Below are 19,079 nucleotides of genomic sequence, written 5' to 3'. Positions count from 1 at the left end.
CGGGGGCGGCGCGGGGGGGGGGGGAGCGGGCGGGCGTCGGCAACAAACAAACCCAACACCAAGCCCCCGCGGAGAAAAAACAAAACAAACACACAAACACCCAAACCCCACACACACCCCCCCCCCCCCCCCCGACCGCGGGGCCCCGGCGGGCTTCGAGCCGATACGCGTTAGCGGCGGAAGCCGCGTTTCGGGTCGCGGGCTTCGACGTTGTCGAACGGCTTGAACCATGCGGCCGGCCGCATGTCGCCGATGCCCATGGCCTGGTTAGCGGTGTCGTCAGGGTCTTCGATGCCGTCCAGGCGAGGGCTGAACAGCATGAGGATGTCGGTGTCCTGGAAGAGGAGGTCCGTACAGGCGTCCCAGTCGTAGTCATCGGCGTGGTGGGGCAGCGCCTGGTGCTTGGGGAGGTCTTCGAGGAGTTCTCGGGTGGAGGGGGCGTCGGCAAGGGCGAGGTGGAGCGCCATTTCCTCGGCGGGACAGGTCGGTTCGGGTTGCTGGCCGGCTTCGAGGTCGTTGGAGAGATCGTCGCAGGCACGCGCGAAGGCGCGCCGCCACTGGTGGTCCTGCTTCCAGGTCAGGCGTGGAAGCCGGCCGAAGACTCCCCAGGTTCCGTCCTCGCCGGTGCGGACGACGCCGTCGCCGAGTTCGTCGGCGTCGTCGTACGCCTGGTCGGCGAGGACCGACAGCGCCGAGTGGAGGATTGCCGCAGTGCGCGGGGTCAGCTGCCAGTGTTCGTCCTCCTCGTCGTCGCTGGCGCTGGTGAGCGGGAACAGATCGGCGTAGTCAGGCAACTTCCCGGCGGCCGGGGCGGGTTCGAGGCCAGGGTCGGCGGTGCCCGCGCGGTAGCCGGTGCCGAAGTCGGCGGTCACGGGGGTAGTGCTCCAGTCGGCGACTTCGTCACCGGCGACCGGGTCGAGCATGCTGCCGATGGCGTTGTCTGCCAGCTCGTCCGTCCCGGGGACGAAGACGCCGGTGGTGGCGAGGTGCATCAGCGCGCCGGTGAGGTCGCGGGGATCGTCGTCGGGCAACTCGTCGGCGGGTAGCGGCTCCCAGCCGTCGTTATCGGCTTCGGCCAGGACGGCGTCCGGGTCGGTGATGTGGAACTCCTTGAGGTGAATGACCCGGACGACGCGGCCAGGTAGGTCGGCCAGTCGTTGGTCGCCGGCGAGAACGCCCTCCTCGGGTCCTTTCTGATCGTCGTCGGCGGGCTCCTGCACGTGAGGCCGCGGTGAGGTGCCCGAGAGCGAGTGGGAGCGGCTTGGCCACCAACCCTGAAGAGCCTGACGGAAGGCGGCGCGCAGGGCCTCGGCCTCGGCGGCGGGCAGGGCGGCGGCCACTGTGGCGAGCCGCACATCGAGTGCCGGCCCCGGGCCGTGAATGGCGGCGCGCAGAAGTTCGGCCGCATGCTCGGCCTGCCCCGCCTCATCGAGGGACAGGACGTGCTGAGCGGTCGGAGGCGTGTCCGGCAGAGATGTGACGACGAGCAAGCGGCTCAGATGGTCCTGGTGCTCGCAGACGAAGTCTTGGATTGCGGACTTGGCGGGGGAGGAGGACATGAACTCTCCGGTCGGGAGGCTGGACGCTCTACGTGGTGGTCATGCGAGGACGGTACTTGGCGGTGGATGGTGTGTGGTGCCGCTAATGCGGTCGGCGGCACCACACACCATCCACGGGGATCCCGTTGCCTGCGCCGGCGAGGTCCGGAGCAGGCCGCTGAGGATGGGTCAGGAGGTCAGGGCGAGCTGGCGGATCTGCTCGATCTCGACCTTGGGGCCGGGCAGGCCACGGGTGGCATTGATATAGGCGGTGAGCTGGTCGCCGGCGCGCTCGATCGAGCGCAGGTCCGGGTGGAGGTAGCGCTGGGTCGTGGTCAACTGGCCGTGTCCGGCGATTCGCATGAGGACATGGGGCGGGACGCCGGCATCGGCGAACCAGGTCAGCGCGGTGTGGCGTAGGTCGTGGCGGCGCAGGTACTCGTAGCCGAGGCGGACGACGACGTCATCCCAATGGGTGGCGTCGCGAAGGACCGCGGTGGTGACCCGGCCGCCGCGCGGTCCGGTGAACAGCCGGGCGTCGGGCTTCTTGCCGACGCGGGATATCCGCCAGGCGATGTTGGGCCGCAGCTCCGGGATGATCGGAACGAGGCGGGACCGCTTGCCCTTGGTGCCCTTGTCGATCAGACCGCCGGGAGCGGTGGTGGTCTGCCGGCAGACCCGCCATATCCACCTGTCGGTGTCGATGTCGCCAGCACGGACGCCGGAGACCTCGCCGATGCGGGCGCCGGTGCCACCGGCGAAGCGGACGATGTCGCCCCACCCGTCGTACCGGTTGAAGGACGCGGCGACCACGGCGTCGGCGAGGCGGTCGAGGGTGTCCCAGTCGCGAAGAGCCAGGCCGCGGGGGTCGTGTTCCTCGTCCTCGGCGGTCTTGATCAGCTTCTGCCAGCCGTGCAGGCGGGCTGGGTTGATCTCGATGATGCCGTCGCGGATCGCCTGCTCCATCACTCGCACCCACACCGCGATGGTGTTCTTGAGGGTCGAGATGCCGGCGCCGTCGGCGATCCAGGAGTTGAGCGCGCGGTCGGCGATGCCGGCGGTGATGCCGACGACTTGGAGGTGCCCGACGGTGGGCTGGACGCGAAGGCGCCAGCCGGCCATGTACGGAGCGTGGGTCTTGAGTTCGAGGCCGCGCATCGCGAGGTCCATCACGGAATCGCCGTACTCCGAGAGCGAGGTGGTGGCGAGCTCGACGCTGACGCCGCGGCCGGCCGCCTTCACGATCCGGCCGAGCCAGTCCTTCGCCGCGTCCTCGGTCGGGAGCATGCAGGAGCGAGAGGGGCGCTTGCGCTTGTCGGTCGGGTCGGTCCAGCGAACCCGCGCGCGGTAGGGGTTGGGATTGCCCGGTCGGTACTCGATGTCGGTGTTGAGCTTGACGCCGACCGGGGCGTCGATCCGCTCGGGGGTCGTCATCAGGCCGCCACCTCCGGCACCACGAGGCAACTGGCCAGGTAGTCGGTGAGGTCTTGGTTTCGGTAGCCGATCCGGCCACCGATCTTGACGTAGGCCGGGCCGACGTTCTCCCGGCGCCAGCGGCGCAGCGTTGCTGGGCTGACCTTGAGGATCGCTGCGGCCTCGTCGGCGGTATGGAGGAGTGTGGACACGCCCGAGGGTGAGCAGACACAGCCCCCGGTTGGAGGAGAGGAAGGCGGAAGCGCACTGAGTGCGGCCCGTGTCCGGGCATGCGGCATTATGGGGCGAGCCCTCTCTGGTCGATAGCCAAGGGGTAGCTGGGTCTCCGGGGCGGACGGAAGCTGCCAGGCGAAGGCCGTCTCGGAGACCGTCAGTGGTGACGGTGGGGGGAAGCCAGGGGAAGGCTCGGCGGGGTGCGCCGAGGCCCCGAACAGCACGTCCGAGCTACCCAGAGATCGGACTGGCGGGGGCTTCGACGAACTCGAGATCAGCCGGAAGCGGTGCCGGCTGGAGCCCGTCGGCACGCATCTGATCCCGGACCGCCTTGAGTCGGGCGCAGTCCTCGTGGGCCATGCGGTCGAGTTGTTCCGCTTGGCGGGACAACTGCTCGTAGCGGGCTGAGCCGAGGGCCTGACGGGCCTGAAGACGGCGGTTGTGGGCTTCGCGGGTGGAGATCAGCGCGGTGCGGACGTCGACGTCGTGTTCGCGGAAGACGGCGAGCACGGCACGGGCCGAGCCGGGCGGTGGTGCTTCGCCCAGATAGTCCTCGCCGGTGATCCAAGCCGCTGCCGCCCAAACGGGGGTGGTCACGTTGGGCAGGAGGTCGATGTTGTCCTGGTCTGTCAGCGGAATGAGCAGTGCCACGAGCGGCAGATCGAGGGCGTGGGCGAGAACGAGGACCTCCTCCAGCTTGAACGAGCCCCGCCGCCCCTTCTCGATCTTGGTGATGGTGTACGCGGCGATCGGCACACCCCTCGCCTCGCATGCTGCTGCCAGGTCATCTGTCGTCATGCCGCGCTGCAGTCGGTGCGTCTTGACCGTCTGGGCGATCCGCGCCGTGAGCGATGCTGGCCACTGCTCCTTGGATTCTGTCACGAGGGCAGAATACATGAGAGGTATTCTGCATCAAGGGCAGATGTGATAGATGTTTCTCGCACAGAGAACATCGCTTGGGAGGGAAGTTGCCGTGAACGCAGTTCGGACTGCCCGGTCGGGAAAGTACTCGCCGGAAGCTCTCGCTGCCCTCCCGCCGGCGATCCCACTGTCTGTGGCCAACGAGCTGCTCTCGCTCGGCAGGACGGTCGGGTATCGCATGGTCCGGGAGGGCCGTTACCCGGTCACCGTCGTGGAGGTCGGTGGCAGCTACCGTGTGATCACCGCAGACCTCCTTCACTTCCTGCGCCCGCGTACCTCCCGCAACGTGGCGTAGACAACGCACTGCAGGGCATACCGGCTTCGACGTGGGACGATTCCTCCAGCAGGCGGTGGTGTCCGCTCCCGCGCCCACGGATCTCGCGTAGGCGAGATGACGAGAGGAACTGCATGCCGGATCTTGGGCAGGCCAACGCGACGTCAGAGGAACGCTTGCCGACGATGCTGGCGGCCAGATGGGTGCTCAGTGGCAGGACGCCGCGCCAGCACCGGGACCGGTACACAGCGTTCCTCGATGTGATCGACGAGGAATTCACGGCCGCCGAGATCACGGTCGGGTTCGACAGTCGCGCCTACGCCAACAAGGACCTGCTCCCCGTGTGGCTGGAGGACGTAGCCGCTGGCCATGAACCCTCGGCGGCGACCGAGCGCCTGCTCCGCGGGGAACTGGAGCGCGTCAGCGACCGCGCGCCCGACCTGGCGCGAAGGCTCAAGAGCACGCTCGAACAGGCTTGCTGTGCATGGTCGTACATGCTCCAGGGGATCGTGCTGGCCAACGCTGGTGACATCGTCGCGATCTTCCACGAGGAGCAGCTGCAGCTCGGCTGGGACCTGCGCGACCTCTTCCGCACGACGCTTCCGTGTGCACGGCTGCAGACGATCGAGGTCTCCTGGCTCGTCGGGCGTGTTCCGGCCGTCCTCGGCCTGTTCCTCAGCGAGCGCGAGCGCGGTCTGATCGGATTGGTTCTGGAGCGGGAGCACACCCGGAAGTTCGACGCCGACACGTGCGCCCTGTTCCTGCGCAACGCGGTGACCCTCCTGGGCCGACCAGAACTCGCCTCGCACGTGGAAGCCGATCTCAGTACCTCCGTCTCGGAGCTGGTGGCCCGCGACGAGCCGTTGCCGGCGCTCGGCCTTCCGCATTCAGGGTTCGGCACCGGCTTCCAGGACTTCGGCCTGACACGAGGCGATCTGCTGCCCGCCCTGCAGGCCGCCTGGCATGGGAAGGAAGTACCGGTACCGAAGCGTGCCCGCGGCCGGAAGGAGTAGCTGCTGGGAGGGCGATACTGCGACCGCTGCCACGTTTCCAGGGGCCGGAGCCCGACCGATGCGGCCAGGTCGGCGATGGCAGGATGGCTGCGTGGCGAGTAATGAGTCGGCCGAGCTGTTCGACGGCACCTCGCCGTACTACGCGGCCTACCGGCCGGGCTATGACGAGCGGATGTTGACCCATGTCGCAGAGCGCCTCGGCCTTGACGGAACCGGGTGTGCACTGGACTTGGGCACCGGCACCGGAGCGGTGGCCCGGCCTCTGGCGCGCCTGGTGAGCTCGGTGATCGCCGTCGATCCGCAGCCGGGCATGCTCGCCGAGGCACGCGCAGTCGCCGCCGCGGACAGCGTGACCAACATCGAATGGCGCCTGGGCGAGGCGGCACAACTGGCCAGCATGGACCTGCCGCCGCTCCGGCTGGTGACCGTAGGAGCCGCCTTCCACTGGATGGACCGCGCCGCCGTCGCCCAGGACCTGGATGCCCTCATCGACGACGGAGGCGCGATCGTGCTGGCCTCCGGCGGCACTCCGGGCGACATCGCCCCGCCGCCCTGGTCGGACACGATCAGGGAAGTCCGGGTCCGGTACCTCGGCCCGGAGCGCCGGGCCGGGCGCGGCACCTACACCCACCCGGCCGAGCGCCACCAGGACGTGCTGGCCCGTTCCCCGTTCTCCCGGATCGAGACCGCGCACTGGGACCGGACGATCACCCGGACCGCAGCCGAGGTGGCCGGCCTGCAGCTCTCCTACAGCTACAGCAGCCCGCGCCAACTCGGACCGGATACGAAGGCGTTCGTGAACGACGTCCGCGACGCTCTGCTGGCCTTCGACCCGGCGGGCATCTTTGAGCAGACGATCCGTACGGAGGCGATCATCGCCCGCCGTCCGTGACGGAGCCTCCCGTCTGATCCGGCAGCGCGAACTCCAACAGCGGGTCCGTCACAACCTCGCGCCAGCGTTCGCGGTGGCCGACGGTGCGCAGCCGGAAGTACACGGTCTCGCGGCGCTCGTCGTCGGCGGTGCCGACGTGGCCTCCGATGTTGTGGGCGAGCAGGTAGTGGACGAGGACGAGGCTTCCGGCGGTGCCGGTGACCTGGAGCGGGGTGGGCAGGTCCACGGGCGGATAGGGCGTGGCGTCGCGCAGCGCGTCCGCGCCGTGGTGGCGCAGCCACGCTGCCGTGCTCAGGTGCGTGCCTGGCCAGACCCAGAGGTTGCCGCGGTCGCGCTGGCGTTGGTCAGTGAGTAGGAGGCCGGCCAGGACGCTGAACGTGCCAGGGCGGCCGTCGTCCTCGGTGGGGGTGAGACCGTCGATGTGAGGGGCACCGGGGTGGTGCAGATGCGGCGGCAGGGTGAGCGCCAGCTGCGCGACCTCCGGGGCCGGCAAGGTGAGGTCGGAGCGCAGAAACGCGCGGACGGCGTCGCCGATGCCGCTTTCCTCATAGAGGGCGCGAAGGTCGGAGTGGTCAGCGAGGGTCGGCCACAGGAAGTACGGACCGGTGCGGCCGGGCTCGGGCGGCTGGGCCGCAACGTGCCGCGCGAGCGCCGAACGCCAGTGGCTCACCTGCTCGGCGGTGAGGACATCGGGCACAACGCAGTAGCCGTCACGGTGAAAGCTGCTGGCAACCAAGGGAGTTGTAGTCTCCATGTGGCCATGGAATCGTTAGCCAGCCCGAGCGGGCAACGGAATTTCCGCTGTCCGCCCGGGCCCAATGCGACGATCCCCGCTGGGCCGGGCAGAAGACCTGACGCCGGCATCCGGCCAGCCCTGAGCCCGCTGGCTACTTGCCGTTGCGCTTCTTCTTCGGCTGGCGCTTGGGCTGGACCCGCTTGCCGACCGGGCGCACCATGGGTGCCTTCGGCTTTTCGACCGTGGCTACGGCGGCCTGCAGGATGGTCACGAGCTTGGCCTTGAGCGCCTGGGCCTGTTCGGGGGTGGTGGCGTCGGCAGGGGTCTCCAGCAGGTGCGCCTTGAGGACGGCCAGCATGTCCCACTCCCACGGGCCCCGGTCACGGGGGCCGGGGATCAGCCGGACATAGTCCTCGTCATACAGGGTGGCGAGCAGAGCAAGCGCGTCTGCGTCGCTGACGTCGTTGACCTGTTCGCGTTCCGGCGCGCCGGTCGCCACGCTCTCCGCGCGGCGGACCTCCTTCAACAAGGCCAGCCGCAGGTTTTGCTGCATCGCCACGCGCCCGCCCGCGCCGCCGGCAATCCACGCCGCCGCTGCCGCGGCGATGACGTAATCCACCGGCCCGACTTCATCGCCGCCGGAGAGGTCCATCGGCTCCCTGCCGGGAGGGAAGATCGCCAGCTTCTGCAGGGCGGCGTCGCGGAATTCCGCGGGCGCGAACGACTCGATCAGCGGCCGAGCGCCTTCCACCACTGCCTCGTTGAGGAGGGGGCCGTGCTCTTCGATAGCCGTGAAGCCGTTGTTGACGACGCGCAGCGCCTCGGTGACCGCGAACTGGTAGCGGGGCCGCGGGTACGGCGTGCGCCCCGGATCGTCGTCCCAGGTGCCGATCCGGTCCACCAGGGCGGCGAAGGTGTCCGGCTGCTCGTCGACCAGGGCGATGATGCCGCGCAGTGCCATGCCGCTCATCCGGCCCATCCGCTCAACCAGCGGACGGGGCAGCTGGTTCATCAGATCGTTCACCGAGTTTCCCTCCCGTAGCCTTCGGTGGCGCCGGGATGTCCGTCCGAGCTGCTGGGAGCCGGCGACCCCGGAGAGCGGCGTCCGGCGGGCCAGGTTGGGGCCAACGCCGAAGCCTGACCCTATCGCGTCGTCGGGTCGGCGGCCGGGTCGTTCGGGGTGGCAGGTGGGGAGCCGGGTCGGCTGTGTTCGTCCGGGTAGCTGGTGAGCCGGCTGGCGTCGATCTCCACCGTGTCGTCGAGGTCGTCGAGGTCGACGATGTATGTGGTGGGGGGCACCGCGATCTGCAAGGTCTCGCGGTCCAGCGTCCAGGCGGGGTGCAGGACGAAGCCGGCGCGGCCCTCGTACTGGCCGGCCGTGACGCGGATGCGCTGATGCTTGGTGAAACTGCCCTCCAAGACGGCGTGAACGGCGGCGGCGGCACGAGGAACGCACGCCTTGATGAGTGGGTCGGGTCGGTTGCCGCGGCGGCTGCCCTGTACGTCGGGTGCGGAATCGGCCCTGCGATCGGGGCCGTAGTGTGGTCCGGCCGCAGGCGGGTCCTGCGGGCGGTTCAGCCGGGCCCACCGCCGGGCGATGGGGTCGGCTCTCCTCTGGTTGGGCGACCTGAAGCTGAGCCGTGGGATCACGTCGTGGCCGGTGTCCTGGAGCGTTTGCTCCACCAGGTCGATGACGTGCTGGGCGTCCTGGAGGTGGAACAGCACGGTCCACCACGACACTTCGGCAACTGGCTGTCGTTCGCGCAGGTGGAGGGCGTAGAGGATCATCGTGATGACGTCCCGGACCGCGGCAGCGTCCGATCCCTCGTGGTGGGGGGCGGCGAGGGTGGTCGCCCGGCGGACGGCCGCGCGCCACTGCAGCATCCTCTGGCGTGCGGCCCACGGGTCGAGGGACGCGGTCGGCGGGTTGGGCTGCACGGCGGTGGTGATGGCGCCCAGGGTGGCCCAGTCGCAGACCGGGTTCGCCATGAGGTTAGCCAACTGGTGTACCTCCGGCGCGCCGGCTGGGCTGAGCTCCAGTCGGTCCTGGAGGTCGTCGAACTCCCCGTCGGTCAACGCCACGCGGACGACGCTGCGGCGGGCCGAGGTGAGCTGGCTGTCGTTGCGGAACGCGCTCCCGCGCAGGCGATCGGACTCGAGGAACAGGCTGAGCCCTTCCACGAGGAACGACCAGGCGCGGTCGGTGTTGCCTCCGCCGGCGCGCACGTTGTTGACGACGGTGGGGAGGCGCAGGAACTCGCGCGTTTTCCCCCGAGCGGCGGCGGGGCTGGGGAGGAGGACGACCTCGGTGTCTGTCCACGGCTCCCGCGGGTGGTAGACGACCACGCTCAGCAGGCCCGGGTGCGCGAGCACGGTCTCCTCGCTGCGAGACCCGTCCTGGTGCCGGAGTCGGGCGCGCAGACTCCACCAGGAGATCGGCTCACCGGCTGCCTCCTCGCGGCACACCCACTCCACCCGGGCGTCCTCCAGCACCGTGTCGGCCGTCAGCTGTTCCACGGACCAGCCGATGAACGCTGCGGAGTTGGCCACGAGAAGCGGCACCCGGCGATGCCCGGCAGCCCGTCGGTGTCCACGGCCGATCCGGCTCAGCGCGGCCTCGACCGCCCCTGCGATCGTGGGCGCAACGCCGACGCGGTGGGTCCGGGCCCAGGATGGTGCGCCTTCGGGGGTCGGCACGTGTCCGGGGGTGGCTGCGAGGGTCAGGCGCGCAGGGTGGTGAAGGGCGTCGGCTGGCTGGTCGGGCGTGAGGCGAGGCGGGGAGGAACGGTCGTCGGGTTCGAGGGCGATGATCTCGTCGGCCCAGCCGGCGGCCGAGTCAACCCACCGCTCCTCCTCGGCGTTCAGCGCCTGGCCGTGGCGCGGTCGGGCCAGGAGAACGACCATGCGTCCACCGCCCTGCCACCGCCGAAGGCGCTCCACGGCTTCGGCGTGCCAGGCGGGCGACGGACCGGCGGCGGCCAGCAACACCGCAGCAGCCCACTCGGTAGGCAGCGGCTCGCCCGCGTGGACGACGACGAACCGGCGGTCCCACTCGGGCAGCTTCTCCAGATCGGCGGGGGCGATGTCGGCGCTTTCGCGACGGTCGTCGAAGTCAACCCGGAAGACCGTGGGGGTGTCGGTACAGGTGCGCTGCTCGGCGTCGGCGCCCCAGGTGACTGCGCGGAGGTGGCCGGTCCGTCCGGCGTGCACGCCTCCGGTGACCTGGACGTGGGCCTGCAGGCTCAGCGCTCCGCTGGCCGGTAGGAGAAGCTGGTCGACTTGGCCGATCAGCTCGCGTACGGCGTGCTCGAAGACGGTCATCCCGCTCGACCGGTACCTGCCGGACACGTCCTCGGTGACCATATCGGACGGCAGGGTGTCCTCCAGTGGCACGCCGTGCTGGGCGTTCAGTGCGTGCCAGAGCTTCCAGATCGTCCCCTCCACGGGGGGCGGGCCGGTGAACGGGCCGTAGTCCTGGGCGCGCTCGAGCAGCCGTGCCTGCGCCAGGTCGGCCAGGCCGGTCTCGACCGGCCTGGTCCCGTCCTCCTCACGTGCTGGACCGGGCAGCAGTTCGGCGAGGTCTCGGTGTAGGCGCTGCGGATCGGTCAGGCGGTAGCGGACGGACCGCAGGGAGACCTGGTCCACGACGCCGCCGTCCTGAGCCGCGATCAGGTAGTAGATCAGGGCGAGGGCATCCCGGACGTTGCGATCAAAGCGCTGGAACTCGCGGGCCTTGGCCTGGGCGTCCTCCCATCCGCGCGCACCGTTGCTGACCATGCGTCGATCCTAGGCGGTGGGTCGCCGAGGACCGGCCGAGCACCTCATGGGGCAGGGGGCGGTGCGGCAGGTTGTGGCCGGCGTCAGTAATCGACGTCGCCGGTGGCGCCCGCGGTCAGTACGACGTGGACGCTGCCGAGCGCCCCGCGGGCGTCCTCCAGCACGGGCGGCATGCGGGACCACGTCTTCCCGGGCTCCAGATCGTCCATGGTCAGACGGGCGGCCGGTCGCAGCGCGGCGGCGCAGTCCGACAGGAACTGCCCGAGACGGCCGCGGGTCGTCCTGGCGCGGTCCTCCAGCGCCTGGAGGTTTTCATGGACCCACTCGAGGTGGTCCTCGTCGGTGCGCTTCTGCTTCGCCAGGGCCTCAAGTGCCTCGGGGCTCCAGTACACCCGCACGCCGGCCCGCGTCAGTAGGTCGGAGGCCACGGCGCACTCGCGGTCGCTGAACTGCCACTCGCGACGGTTGAGGGCGCGGGAGGCGTCGGCGACGTACGAATGGACGGCCTGCTGGAGCGGCGTCGGGGGCTTGGCGTCGTGGTCGGCCCGCATCCGCCACAACGGCATGCCGGGACCGGGATCCGATGTGCGGGCCAGGCGCACGAGCTTGCGCAGAACGTCCTCGGGGGATAGGGCGGGCAGCCGGGGTGTCCAGGAGTGAGCGCACACGCAGGTCAGCTGGGCGGGGCCGCCCCAGACCCCGGAGACGGTCAGGCCGCGGTCCGCCATGCACACAGGGCAGCAGACGTCCAGCTCGAGTGTCCCATCCGGCAGCGGCGGAGTGCGGAGCCAGAACACCCCGCCGAACCGGTTGCCGTAGTCCGCGCGGTGATGGCAGATCTCCATCGTCAGGTTGCCGGCACCGTCGTGGCCGATGTGGCTCGTGGTGAAGTTCCAGGTCACGCCGTCCTACCTTAGGCTCGATCGGGTAAGGCCACCATGTTTCGGGGCTGTCCGCCGTGGCGCGAGGGTAGCTGGCGGCGAATCGGAGATTGGGCCATTGCGGCCCGACAACCAGGGTGGCCGCAGGAGCACGCTGCCGGTGCCCATCACGCCGGACCTTTGGGGCGGGCCGGGTCGTGAGCGTCGACGGCCACCGCCTCTCGCCTTCGCCCACTGCGGTCGGCCCCGTCCACCTCGATCAGCACGCGATCACCTTCGATGCGCCGATGGCGACCCGTGCCTGTACACCGCCCGGGGTGACGAGGTCGATGGCGCTGGCGGCAGGCAACGCCAGTTCCAGCGCCCCCGCAACCTCAGCCTGGCGCCTTCGGACGCGGTCCCAGTGCATCCACGCGAACAGTGCCGCCGCTGCCCACTGCGCAGCGCCGTCTCCGGACAGCTCGACCTGGAGGTGACCGCGGTCGCGATCGAGGTCGTCGCGGGCGGCGGCGCGGCGGCGGGCCCCGGTGATCAGCACCTGGCAGCCGTCGCCGGTCGGCCGGACCAGGGCTCCGGCGTGGCGGAACCGGCTGCGGCCCTCGCTCCAGTCGGCCTCGGGCTTCGCCGGCGGCAGAACGACCAGGTCGGCCAGCTGCCTCGCGACGTCGGCCGTCGTATCCGTACCAGCGACCGCTGTCATCAGCACGCTGGCGTCCGGCGCCAGATCCTGGCCCTCGGGCTCCCGGTCGGGCAGCACCTGAAAGCGCACCAGCGGCACGGCGCCGCTCACCTGGTCCGCCATCCAGACCGCGACCTTCAGAAGCCCGACCATCCCGAGCAACTGCTTCACATCCGGCAGGATGTCGCTACGGTGCCCCGCGCTGTTGGTACGGACTCGGGCGCCGGGTGTCGATCCCGTGGCGAGGTGACGCACCAGCGTCTGCGCCACCAGAACCATGGCGGCGTAGTTGTTGGGCACGGGGCCGCTCGTGACCAGCGGATCGGTGGGGCGGGCGTTCTCCCAGCGACCGGCGGCCAGATCGGCCGTCCCGGCACCACCGTGGCGCGGGATCGTAAGGCCGATCCACCAGCCGCCGTCGGCGTGGACGATCCTGGCCTGGGAGAGGCCGAAGCTCTCAACCCGGACCTCACCGGCCCACCCGGCCAGTGCGACGATCTCGGTGGCCACCTCGTACGCGTCGTCCACGGCTTCCCCCAAATGAGCTCGTTCGGAACCCTACCGGCCCCGCCTCCCCATCGCCGGGCAAACGTAGGCCAACGGACTGCGGCGCCTTGGCGGCCGGGGGCGGGCTGGAACGACCCCCGGGGGGCATCCGCAGGCCCGGGGATTTGTGAGTCATGTGCGGCGATCTCCCCGAGCACTGCTGCCGTCTGCTGCTGCCAGTCCGTCTCGGGAAGTCCCTGGCACGGCGCCGCTGTCACGGCGACCGCTCGCAGAGCAGGAGGGCTGGGCGAGCAGGACCGCCGCGAGACTGCCGACTTCCCGTATCCCGCCACTCCGGGCCAGCCGGACAGCCTCCGCAGCGGTCACCCCGCACAGCGTCAATCCGCACCTTGCTGGACTTCCCTACAGCCGGTCGGTCCTCGGCACGCTACCGGTGCCCCGCACAAGCATGCAGGGCACCGGCAACACTCACACGCTGGTACGGAGCGCGGGCGGGCTCATCTCCGAACGATGGCCGAGGAACGAGATGATCCCGGCGCCGCGCCCAGGGCGAAGCTCGCCACCGTGGTCCAGTCGATTTCCCAACCGCCTTCGCCCGCAATCCCGTTGGGAACAGGCGACTGCCGCCAGTACACCTCCACCAGCGCCACCTCGCGCACGGTCAGGGGCACGTGGCTGGGCCGGACACGAAGAAGTCGCGGTGCCAGGGCGTCGGTGTCCGTGTCCGCCGCTGCGTAGCCAGCGGTGAGATGGAGCACGCCAACGGGGTAACCGGTGGAGTCCGGGCCGCGCACCTCGTGAATCGCGGACCGTACGAGCCGCTGGAGGGAAGCGAGTTCGCCGTCGGGGTGGACGTCGATCAACACGCCGGTCCGATAGGCGATGGCGGAGCCCGCCTGGAGTTCGACCGGTGCCGTGCTGGCCAGGGCTCGGCGCAGAGCGTCGGCGAGGGCAGCGCGCTCCTGCTCGGTGATGCCGTGAGCCGGTGCGTCGGTGACCATGTCGAGGGTGATGTGGAGGCGTTCATCGGCGACGGGCACGATCGGCGCGGCGTCCATCGCGGTCCGCAGATCGGTCACCAGGGCGTGCAGAGCGGGCTCGGCGGGCAGGTGGGGTAGTCCGTAGACTTGGAGGACCCGCAGGCCCTGCGGCCACGGTGTGGTGCCGAACCTCGGATTGAAGCGCTTCACGCCGTCTGCTCCTTCTGCTCGCCAGGAGCACCGAGCGGAAGCTCGGCGACCTCTTCCCAGCGGTAGTAGCCCGCCTTGGGGTCCTGAATCTGCTGCACCAGGTGCACGGAGTCGACGGTGAGGGTGATCCGCTCGGGTCGCAGCTGCCGCAAGGCCCGGTTCAGGAGGTAGTCGTCCGCCTGGCTGGAGTCGGCCTTGGCGTAGGCGATCGAGGTGTGCGGCCAGAACCGCTTCTCTTCCGCACGCAGTTCGACGCCGTCCACCCGGCTGACCGCTGCCCGCACCTTCCGGTTGAGCGTGGCCATCGGCTCCTCCGGGTACGGGGCGACGGTGATGGCGGTGACGCCCGGCCACGTCGGGCCGAGCTGGACCTCGAACGGAGCGACGTCGGCGAGTTCCGCCCGGGCCTCGTCCCCCAACCGATTCAACTGCTCCGGGCTCGCCGGGTGGTGGATGCCCTGCACGGTGATGTGCAGCCACTCGGCCGGTACCGCCTCCAGGTGGACGAAGCGGCTGAGGAGTTCGGCGTGCTGCCGCACGTACTCAACGTACTGTGGGTACCGGTCGAGCAGGATCAGGAAGTGCGGGTAGGGGCCGTTCGGCCATATCCGCTGCGGGTCGAAGAAGTTCTTCACAGTGCTCTCCGGTCAGGGCAGGATCTTGGACGGGGCGAGGTCGACCACGACCAACAGGTGGTCGGCCGCGGCGAGCGCGGCCGGGCTTCGGTGGACGCGGTAGCCGACCAGCGCCGGCGCCACAGGCCTGGTTGCCAGGGCGAGGTCGATCCTGCGCGGCCCCCACGGGTCCGGGTCACCCTTGCCGTCCTCCCAGTGGCCCACCGTCGGCTCCCACGGCGCTCCGAGGTGCGCGGCGGCGTCGACCATGAAGCCGCGGCGTAGCAACATCCCGACCGGTCGGCGGTCGGCGAGGTTGGTGTCGCCGACCGTCTCGGGGACGCACTGGTATTCGAGATCGTCGTGGTCCTGGCCGGTGTAGGGATCGGCGTCGTAGGGCTGCTGCGTGCCGTCGACGGTGACGGTGGCCGCGGAGATCGAGTTGAAGTCGCCGAGGACCAGGCCGGGCTTGGCGCCGCCGGTGCGGCGGAAGGCGCCCTTGAGCCGGCGGGCCTCGTCCGCTCGGAAGTCGGGGCGGAACGGGTCGCCGTGGTAGGAGGCCACGAGCAGCGGGGACGGCGCGCCGATGTCGAGCTGGATCGTGGTGAAGCCATGCCAGTAGTCGGGCGACCCGTACGGCCGGAACCCTCCGGGCACCGGGGTGACCGTCTCCGGGCGCCACAGCACCGCGGTGAACCAGGGGCGGTCGCCGTTGCGGGCCATTGCGACCGGCCCGGGGCTGCCATCGGAGCGCACGGTGGTGGCGGTGAGTCCGCACTCGCGGGCCAGTCGCTCGATGACGGCCGCGGCCTGCGTGTCCCAGCGTTGGTGCCGCTTTGCCTCGTCGACGATCCCGTTCTCGTCGGCGTCCTCGGGTGCGTCCTCGTCGACCAGGACCTCCTGGAGCTTTCCGGCCAAGGAGGTGTTCGCTATGACGCTGACCTGTGCAGGAACGTAGCGGACATGTCCGTGACGTAGGAAGCGACACAGCGTAGAGCCACCCGATCGAGTTCGGGGGCTGCATATCGTTCCCCGCTGTTCTGGTCCCATGTGCGCGCATACGGCGAGGTGGACCTCGACATGGACGCCCGCCTGAATCTCACGAATCTCACCCCAGGTATGGGGCCCGGCCCCCGTGTCACGACCGCTCTCTTGACGGAACCAGAGACAGCGGCGGCGCGTATCTGATGGAGTGACGTGGTAGAAGCACCGTACGGTGCGGGCCCCAGTCCCGGACCGATCTCTCAAGGGGGAAGAGCGAGGATGCTGTCGGAGGCAATGACTGCGCTGGCCGCGGCGGGAGGCACTGCGGTGGTGCAGGCCGCAGGCACAGACGCATGGTCAGGGGTGCGCCAGCAGGTGGCCCGTTGGTTCGGTCGGGGGAATCCGCAGCGCGAGCACGCCGAGCTGGAGCGCCTCGATCAGACCGTAGGCGAGCTGGAGTCAGCTCGGCCGACCGACGTGGAGCGGGTGCGTATCCGCCAGGAGGCGGCCTGGCAAGGCCGGATCGAGGCCCTGCTGGAAAGCCTTGAGGACATCGAGCGGGCCCGGGTCGCGGATGAGCTGCGCACCCTGCTGGTCCAACAGGCATCCCACAGCAGTGTGTCGGCCGACCAGAGCGGTCTGGCCGTTGGCGGAAACCTGGACGTCCGGGCCGACCACGGGTCCGCCGCCGCTGTGACCATGGGGAACGTGACTCTGGGAAACCCTTCCCCGCCGGGTCCGCACCAGGACTGAGCGCACCCGGTACCGCTTCGGCTGCGCCGGCTCACCACATCAGCGGTATCTTCGCCGACCACGGCAGCATCGCCGTTGGCTACGCCGAGCAAGTCCACCACCACGCTCCGCCCCGCACCCCGGCTGTCTGGCCGCACCAGGTCGGCGTGCTCCCGCCCCGCGCCTTGTCATTCCAGCACCGGGCCGAGGTCGACCAGTTGCGGACGGCGGTCGACAGCGGGGGCACAGCGGTACTTAGCCAGGTGCTGACCGGGACCGGCGGGGTGGGAAAGACCCAGCTGGCTGCCGACTACGCCCGCACCGCCTGGGATAGCGGCGGGGTCGACGTATTGGTGTGGATCAACGCGAGCAGCCGCTCAGCGATCACGGCCGGCTACGCACAGGCCGGTGTAGAGGTCCTTGCCACTGACCCCAGCGCCCCTGAGCAGTCCGCGCGGGCATTCCTGGCCTGGCTGGAGCCCAAAGCCGGCCAGAAGCCGTGCCGGTGGCTGGTCGTACTGGACGACGTTGCGGCCCCTGCCGATATGCGCGGCTGGTGGCCGCCCGCCAGCCCGCACGGGCGTGTCCTGGTCACCACACGCCGCCGCGACGCCGCCCTGACCGGAGCGGGCCGACGCCTGGTCACCGTAGGCTTGTTCACCCCCCAGGACGCCGCCGCCTACTTCACCGCCGCACTCGCCGCGCACGATCGCCACGAGCCGGCCGGCCAGACCAGCAGCCTCGCCGCGGACCTGGGGTACCTGCCTCTCGCCTTGGCTCAGGCCGCCGCCTACATCATCGACGCGGACCTGACCTGTGCCTCCTACCGAGAGCGGCTGGCCGACCGGCTGAGGAAGCTGGCTGACTTGGTGCCGGAGCCCGGCGTACTGCCCGACGACCAGACCGCCACTGTGGCCGCCACCTGGTCCCTGTCCATCGAACGTGCCAACCAGATCCGCCCGGTGGGACTGGCCCGCCCCATGCTCCAGTTCGCCTCCCTGCTCGACCCCAACGGCATCCCCGCTACGGTCCTCACCAGCCCGCCCGCCCTCGCGCACGTCTCCGAGCACCGCACCGCCACCAGCAGGGGTAGCACCTACCAGCCGACACCGGTCTCGGCCGAGGACGCCGTGCTCGCGCTGCGGATCCTGCACCGCCTCAGCCTCATCGACCACACCCCCGACACCCCCCACCAGGCCGTCCGCGTCCACCAGCTCATCCAGCGTGCCACCCGCGACACCCTCACCCCCGACCAGCACGACCGGCTCGCCCGCACCGCCGCCGACGCCCTGAACGCCGCCTGGCCCGCCGTCGAACGCGACACCTCCCTTGCCCAGGCCCTGCGCGCTAACACCACCGCCCTCACCCGCACCGCCGAGAGCGTCCTATACTGGCCCGCCCTCCACGCGGTGCTCTTCCGTATCGGCGAGAGCCTCGAGGAGAGTGGCCAGGCCACCACCGCTCGCGACTACTTCGAATGTATGGCCAGCACCGCCCGCTGCCGTCTGGGGCCGGACCACCCGGACACTCTCGCCACCCGGGGCTGGCTCGCCCGGTGCCGGGGTGAGGCGGGGGATGCGGTTGGCGCCGCGGCAGCGCTCGAGGAGCTGCTGGCCGACCGGATGCGTGTGCTGGGGCCGGACCACCCGGACACTCTCGCCACCCGGGCTTGGCTCGCCCAGTTCCGGGGTGAGGCGGGGGATGCGGCTGGCGCCGCGGCAGCGCTCGAGGAGCTGCTGGCCGACCGGACGCGTGTGCTGGGCCCGGACCACCCCAGAACCCTCACCACCCGGGCTTGGCTCGCCGAGTTCCGGGGTGAGGCGGGGGATGCGGTTGGCGCCGCGGCAGCGCTCGAAGAGGTGCTGGCCGACCGGACGCGTGTGCTGGGCCCGGACCACCCCAGCACCCTCGCCGCCCGGGCTTGGGTCGCCGAGTGGCGGGGTGAGGCGGGGGATGCGGTTGGCGCCGCGGCAGCGCTCGAAGAGGTGCTGGCCGACCGGACGCGTGTGCTGGGCCCGGACCACCCCGACACTCTCGCCACCCGGCATGATCTCGCCCGGCTCCGGGGTGAGGCGGGGGATGCGGTTGGCGCCGCGGCAGCGTACGAGGAGCTGCTGGCCGACCAGATGCGTGTGCTGGGCCCGGACCACCCCAGCACCTTCACCACCCGGCATGATCTCGCCCGGCTCCGGGGTGAGGCGGGGGATGCGGTTGGCGCCGCGGCAGCGCTCGAGGAGCTGCTGGCCCATGAGATGTGTGTGCTGGGCCCGGACCACCCCAGCACCTTCACCACCCGGGCTTGGCTCGCCCAGTTCCGGGGTGAGGCGGGGGATGCGGTTGGCGCCGCGGCAGCGTACGAGGAGCTGCTGGCCCATGAGATGTGTGTGCTGGGCCCGGACCACCCCAGCACCTTCACGACCCGGCATGATCTCGCCCGGCTCCGGGGTGAGGCGGGGGATGCGGTTGGCGCCGCGGCAGCGCTCGAGGAGCTGCTGGCCGACCGGACCCGTGTGCTGGGCCCGGACCACCCGGACACTCTCGCCACCCGGGCTTGGCTCGCCCACTTGCGGGGTGAGGCGGGGGATGCGGTTGGCGCCGCGGCAGCGTACGAGGAGCTGCTGGCCGACCGGATGCGTGTGCTGGGCCCGGACCACCCCGACACTCTCGCCACCCGGGCTTGGCTCGCCCGGTTCC

General features: G+C 70.6%; 17 protein-coding genes. 5 read left to right on the top strand and 12 right to left on the bottom strand.

What is annotated here, in order from left to right; all coding sequences use genetic code 11:
• Positions 1-170: 170 nt before the first annotated feature.
• From ACFQ6N_RS19145 to ACFQ6N_RS19130, 4 genes are all read right to left on the bottom strand, one after another.
• Complete coding sequence (locus tag ACFQ6N_RS19145; protein ID WP_380650283.1) at positions 171-1,559, bottom strand: hypothetical protein; 1,389 nt, start codon at positions 1,557-1,559, stop codon at positions 171-173.
• A gap of 168 nt (positions 1,560-1,727) precedes the next feature.
• Complete coding sequence (locus ACFQ6N_RS19140; protein ID WP_380650282.1) at positions 1,728-2,972, bottom strand: tyrosine-type recombinase/integrase; 1,245 nt, start codon at positions 2,970-2,972, stop codon at positions 1,728-1,730.
• On the bottom strand, positions 2,972-3,163 hold the full coding sequence (locus ACFQ6N_RS19135) for a helix-turn-helix transcriptional regulator (protein WP_380650281.1): 192 nt from the start codon (positions 3,161-3,163) through the stop codon (positions 2,972-2,974). The genes ACFQ6N_RS19140 and ACFQ6N_RS19135 overlap by 1 nt, the downstream gene beginning before the upstream one ends.
• Positions 3,164-3,416: 253 nt before the next feature.
• Positions 3,417-4,067 carry a helix-turn-helix domain-containing protein gene (locus ACFQ6N_RS19130; protein WP_380650280.1) on the bottom strand — a complete coding sequence of 217 codons (651 nt, stop codon included), beginning with the start codon at positions 4,065-4,067 and terminating at the stop codon, positions 3,417-3,419.
• Between the two features lie 172 nt (positions 4,068-4,239).
• On the opposite strand from ACFQ6N_RS19130, the gene ACFQ6N_RS19125 reads away from it, so the two are divergent.
• The 3 genes from ACFQ6N_RS19125 (at position 4,240) to ACFQ6N_RS19115 (ending at position 6,285) form a co-directional block, all read left to right on the top strand.
• Positions 4,240-4,401: a hypothetical protein gene (locus ACFQ6N_RS19125; protein ID WP_380650279.1), complete on the top strand. Its 162-nt coding sequence runs from the start codon at positions 4,240-4,242 to the stop codon at positions 4,399-4,401.
• 113 nt (positions 4,402-4,514) lie between these two features.
• Positions 4,515-5,393, top strand: a complete 879-nt coding sequence (locus ACFQ6N_RS19120) for a hypothetical protein (protein WP_380650278.1) — start codon at positions 4,515-4,517, stop codon at positions 5,391-5,393.
• A gap of 91 nt (positions 5,394-5,484) precedes the next feature.
• Positions 5,485-6,285, top strand: coding sequence for a class I SAM-dependent methyltransferase (locus tag ACFQ6N_RS19115; RefSeq protein WP_380650277.1), 801 nt, complete (start codon positions 5,485-5,487; stop codon positions 6,283-6,285).
• Here the strand turns inward: ACFQ6N_RS19115 and ACFQ6N_RS19110 are convergent.
• The 8 genes from ACFQ6N_RS19110 to ACFQ6N_RS19075 form a co-directional block, all read right to left on the bottom strand.
• Positions 6,266-7,039, bottom strand: coding sequence for a phytanoyl-CoA dioxygenase family protein (locus ACFQ6N_RS19110; RefSeq protein WP_380650276.1), 774 nt, complete (start codon positions 7,037-7,039; stop codon positions 6,266-6,268). The genes ACFQ6N_RS19115 and ACFQ6N_RS19110 overlap by 20 nt on opposite strands.
• A gap of 133 nt (positions 7,040-7,172) precedes the next feature.
• Entirely contained in the window at positions 7,173-8,045 is an 873-nt protein-coding gene (locus tag ACFQ6N_RS19105) for a hypothetical protein (protein WP_380650275.1), read from the bottom strand.
• A gap of 119 nt (positions 8,046-8,164) precedes the next feature.
• The gene (locus tag ACFQ6N_RS19100; protein WP_380650274.1) at positions 8,165-10,798 is read right to left on the bottom strand and encodes a hypothetical protein; all 2,634 of its coding nucleotides are present in this window, start codon (positions 10,796-10,798) and stop codon (positions 8,165-8,167) included.
• An 83-nt stretch (positions 10,799-10,881) separates the two neighbouring features.
• Entirely contained in the window at positions 10,882-11,700 is an 819-nt protein-coding gene (locus ACFQ6N_RS19095; protein ID WP_380650273.1) for a hypothetical protein, read from the bottom strand.
• Positions 11,701-11,938: 238 nt separating this feature from the next.
• Entirely contained in the window at positions 11,939-12,886 is a 948-nt protein-coding gene (locus ACFQ6N_RS19090; RefSeq protein ID WP_380650272.1) for a hypothetical protein, read from the bottom strand.
• 476 nt (positions 12,887-13,362) lie between these two features.
• On the bottom strand, positions 13,363-14,055 hold the full coding sequence (locus ACFQ6N_RS19085; protein WP_380650271.1) for a 2'-5' RNA ligase family protein: 693 nt from the start codon (positions 14,053-14,055) through the stop codon (positions 13,363-13,365).
• A complete protein-coding gene (locus ACFQ6N_RS19080) occupies positions 14,052-14,690 on the bottom strand; it encodes a 2'-5' RNA ligase family protein (protein WP_380650270.1) in 639 nt (212 codons plus the stop codon). The genes ACFQ6N_RS19085 and ACFQ6N_RS19080 overlap by 4 nt, the downstream gene beginning before the upstream one ends.
• A 12-nt stretch (positions 14,691-14,702) precedes the next feature.
• Positions 14,703-15,587 (bottom strand): endonuclease/exonuclease/phosphatase family protein, encoded by an 885-nt coding sequence (locus ACFQ6N_RS19075; RefSeq protein ID WP_380650269.1) that lies wholly within the window; start codon positions 15,585-15,587, stop codon positions 14,703-14,705.
• 360 nt (positions 15,588-15,947) lie between these two features.
• Here ACFQ6N_RS19075 and ACFQ6N_RS19070 point away from each other — a divergent pair, with 360 nt between their 5' ends.
• Positions 15,948-16,406: a hypothetical protein gene (locus ACFQ6N_RS19070; RefSeq protein WP_380650268.1), complete on the top strand. Its 459-nt coding sequence runs from the start codon at positions 15,948-15,950 to the stop codon at positions 16,404-16,406.
• 146 nt (positions 16,407-16,552) lie between these two features.
• On the top strand, positions 16,553-19,079 hold a 2,527-nt coding region (locus ACFQ6N_RS19065), incomplete at its 3' end, for a tetratricopeptide repeat protein (protein ID WP_380650267.1).

It is taken from the genome of Kitasatospora sp. NPDC056446, assembly GCF_042796115.1.
GTDB lineage: Bacteria > Actinomycetota > Actinomycetes > Streptomycetales > Streptomycetaceae > Kitasatospora.
The sequence above is the reverse complement of the archived record's forward strand: the minus strand, read 5'-3'. Positions and strand labels throughout refer to the sequence as shown.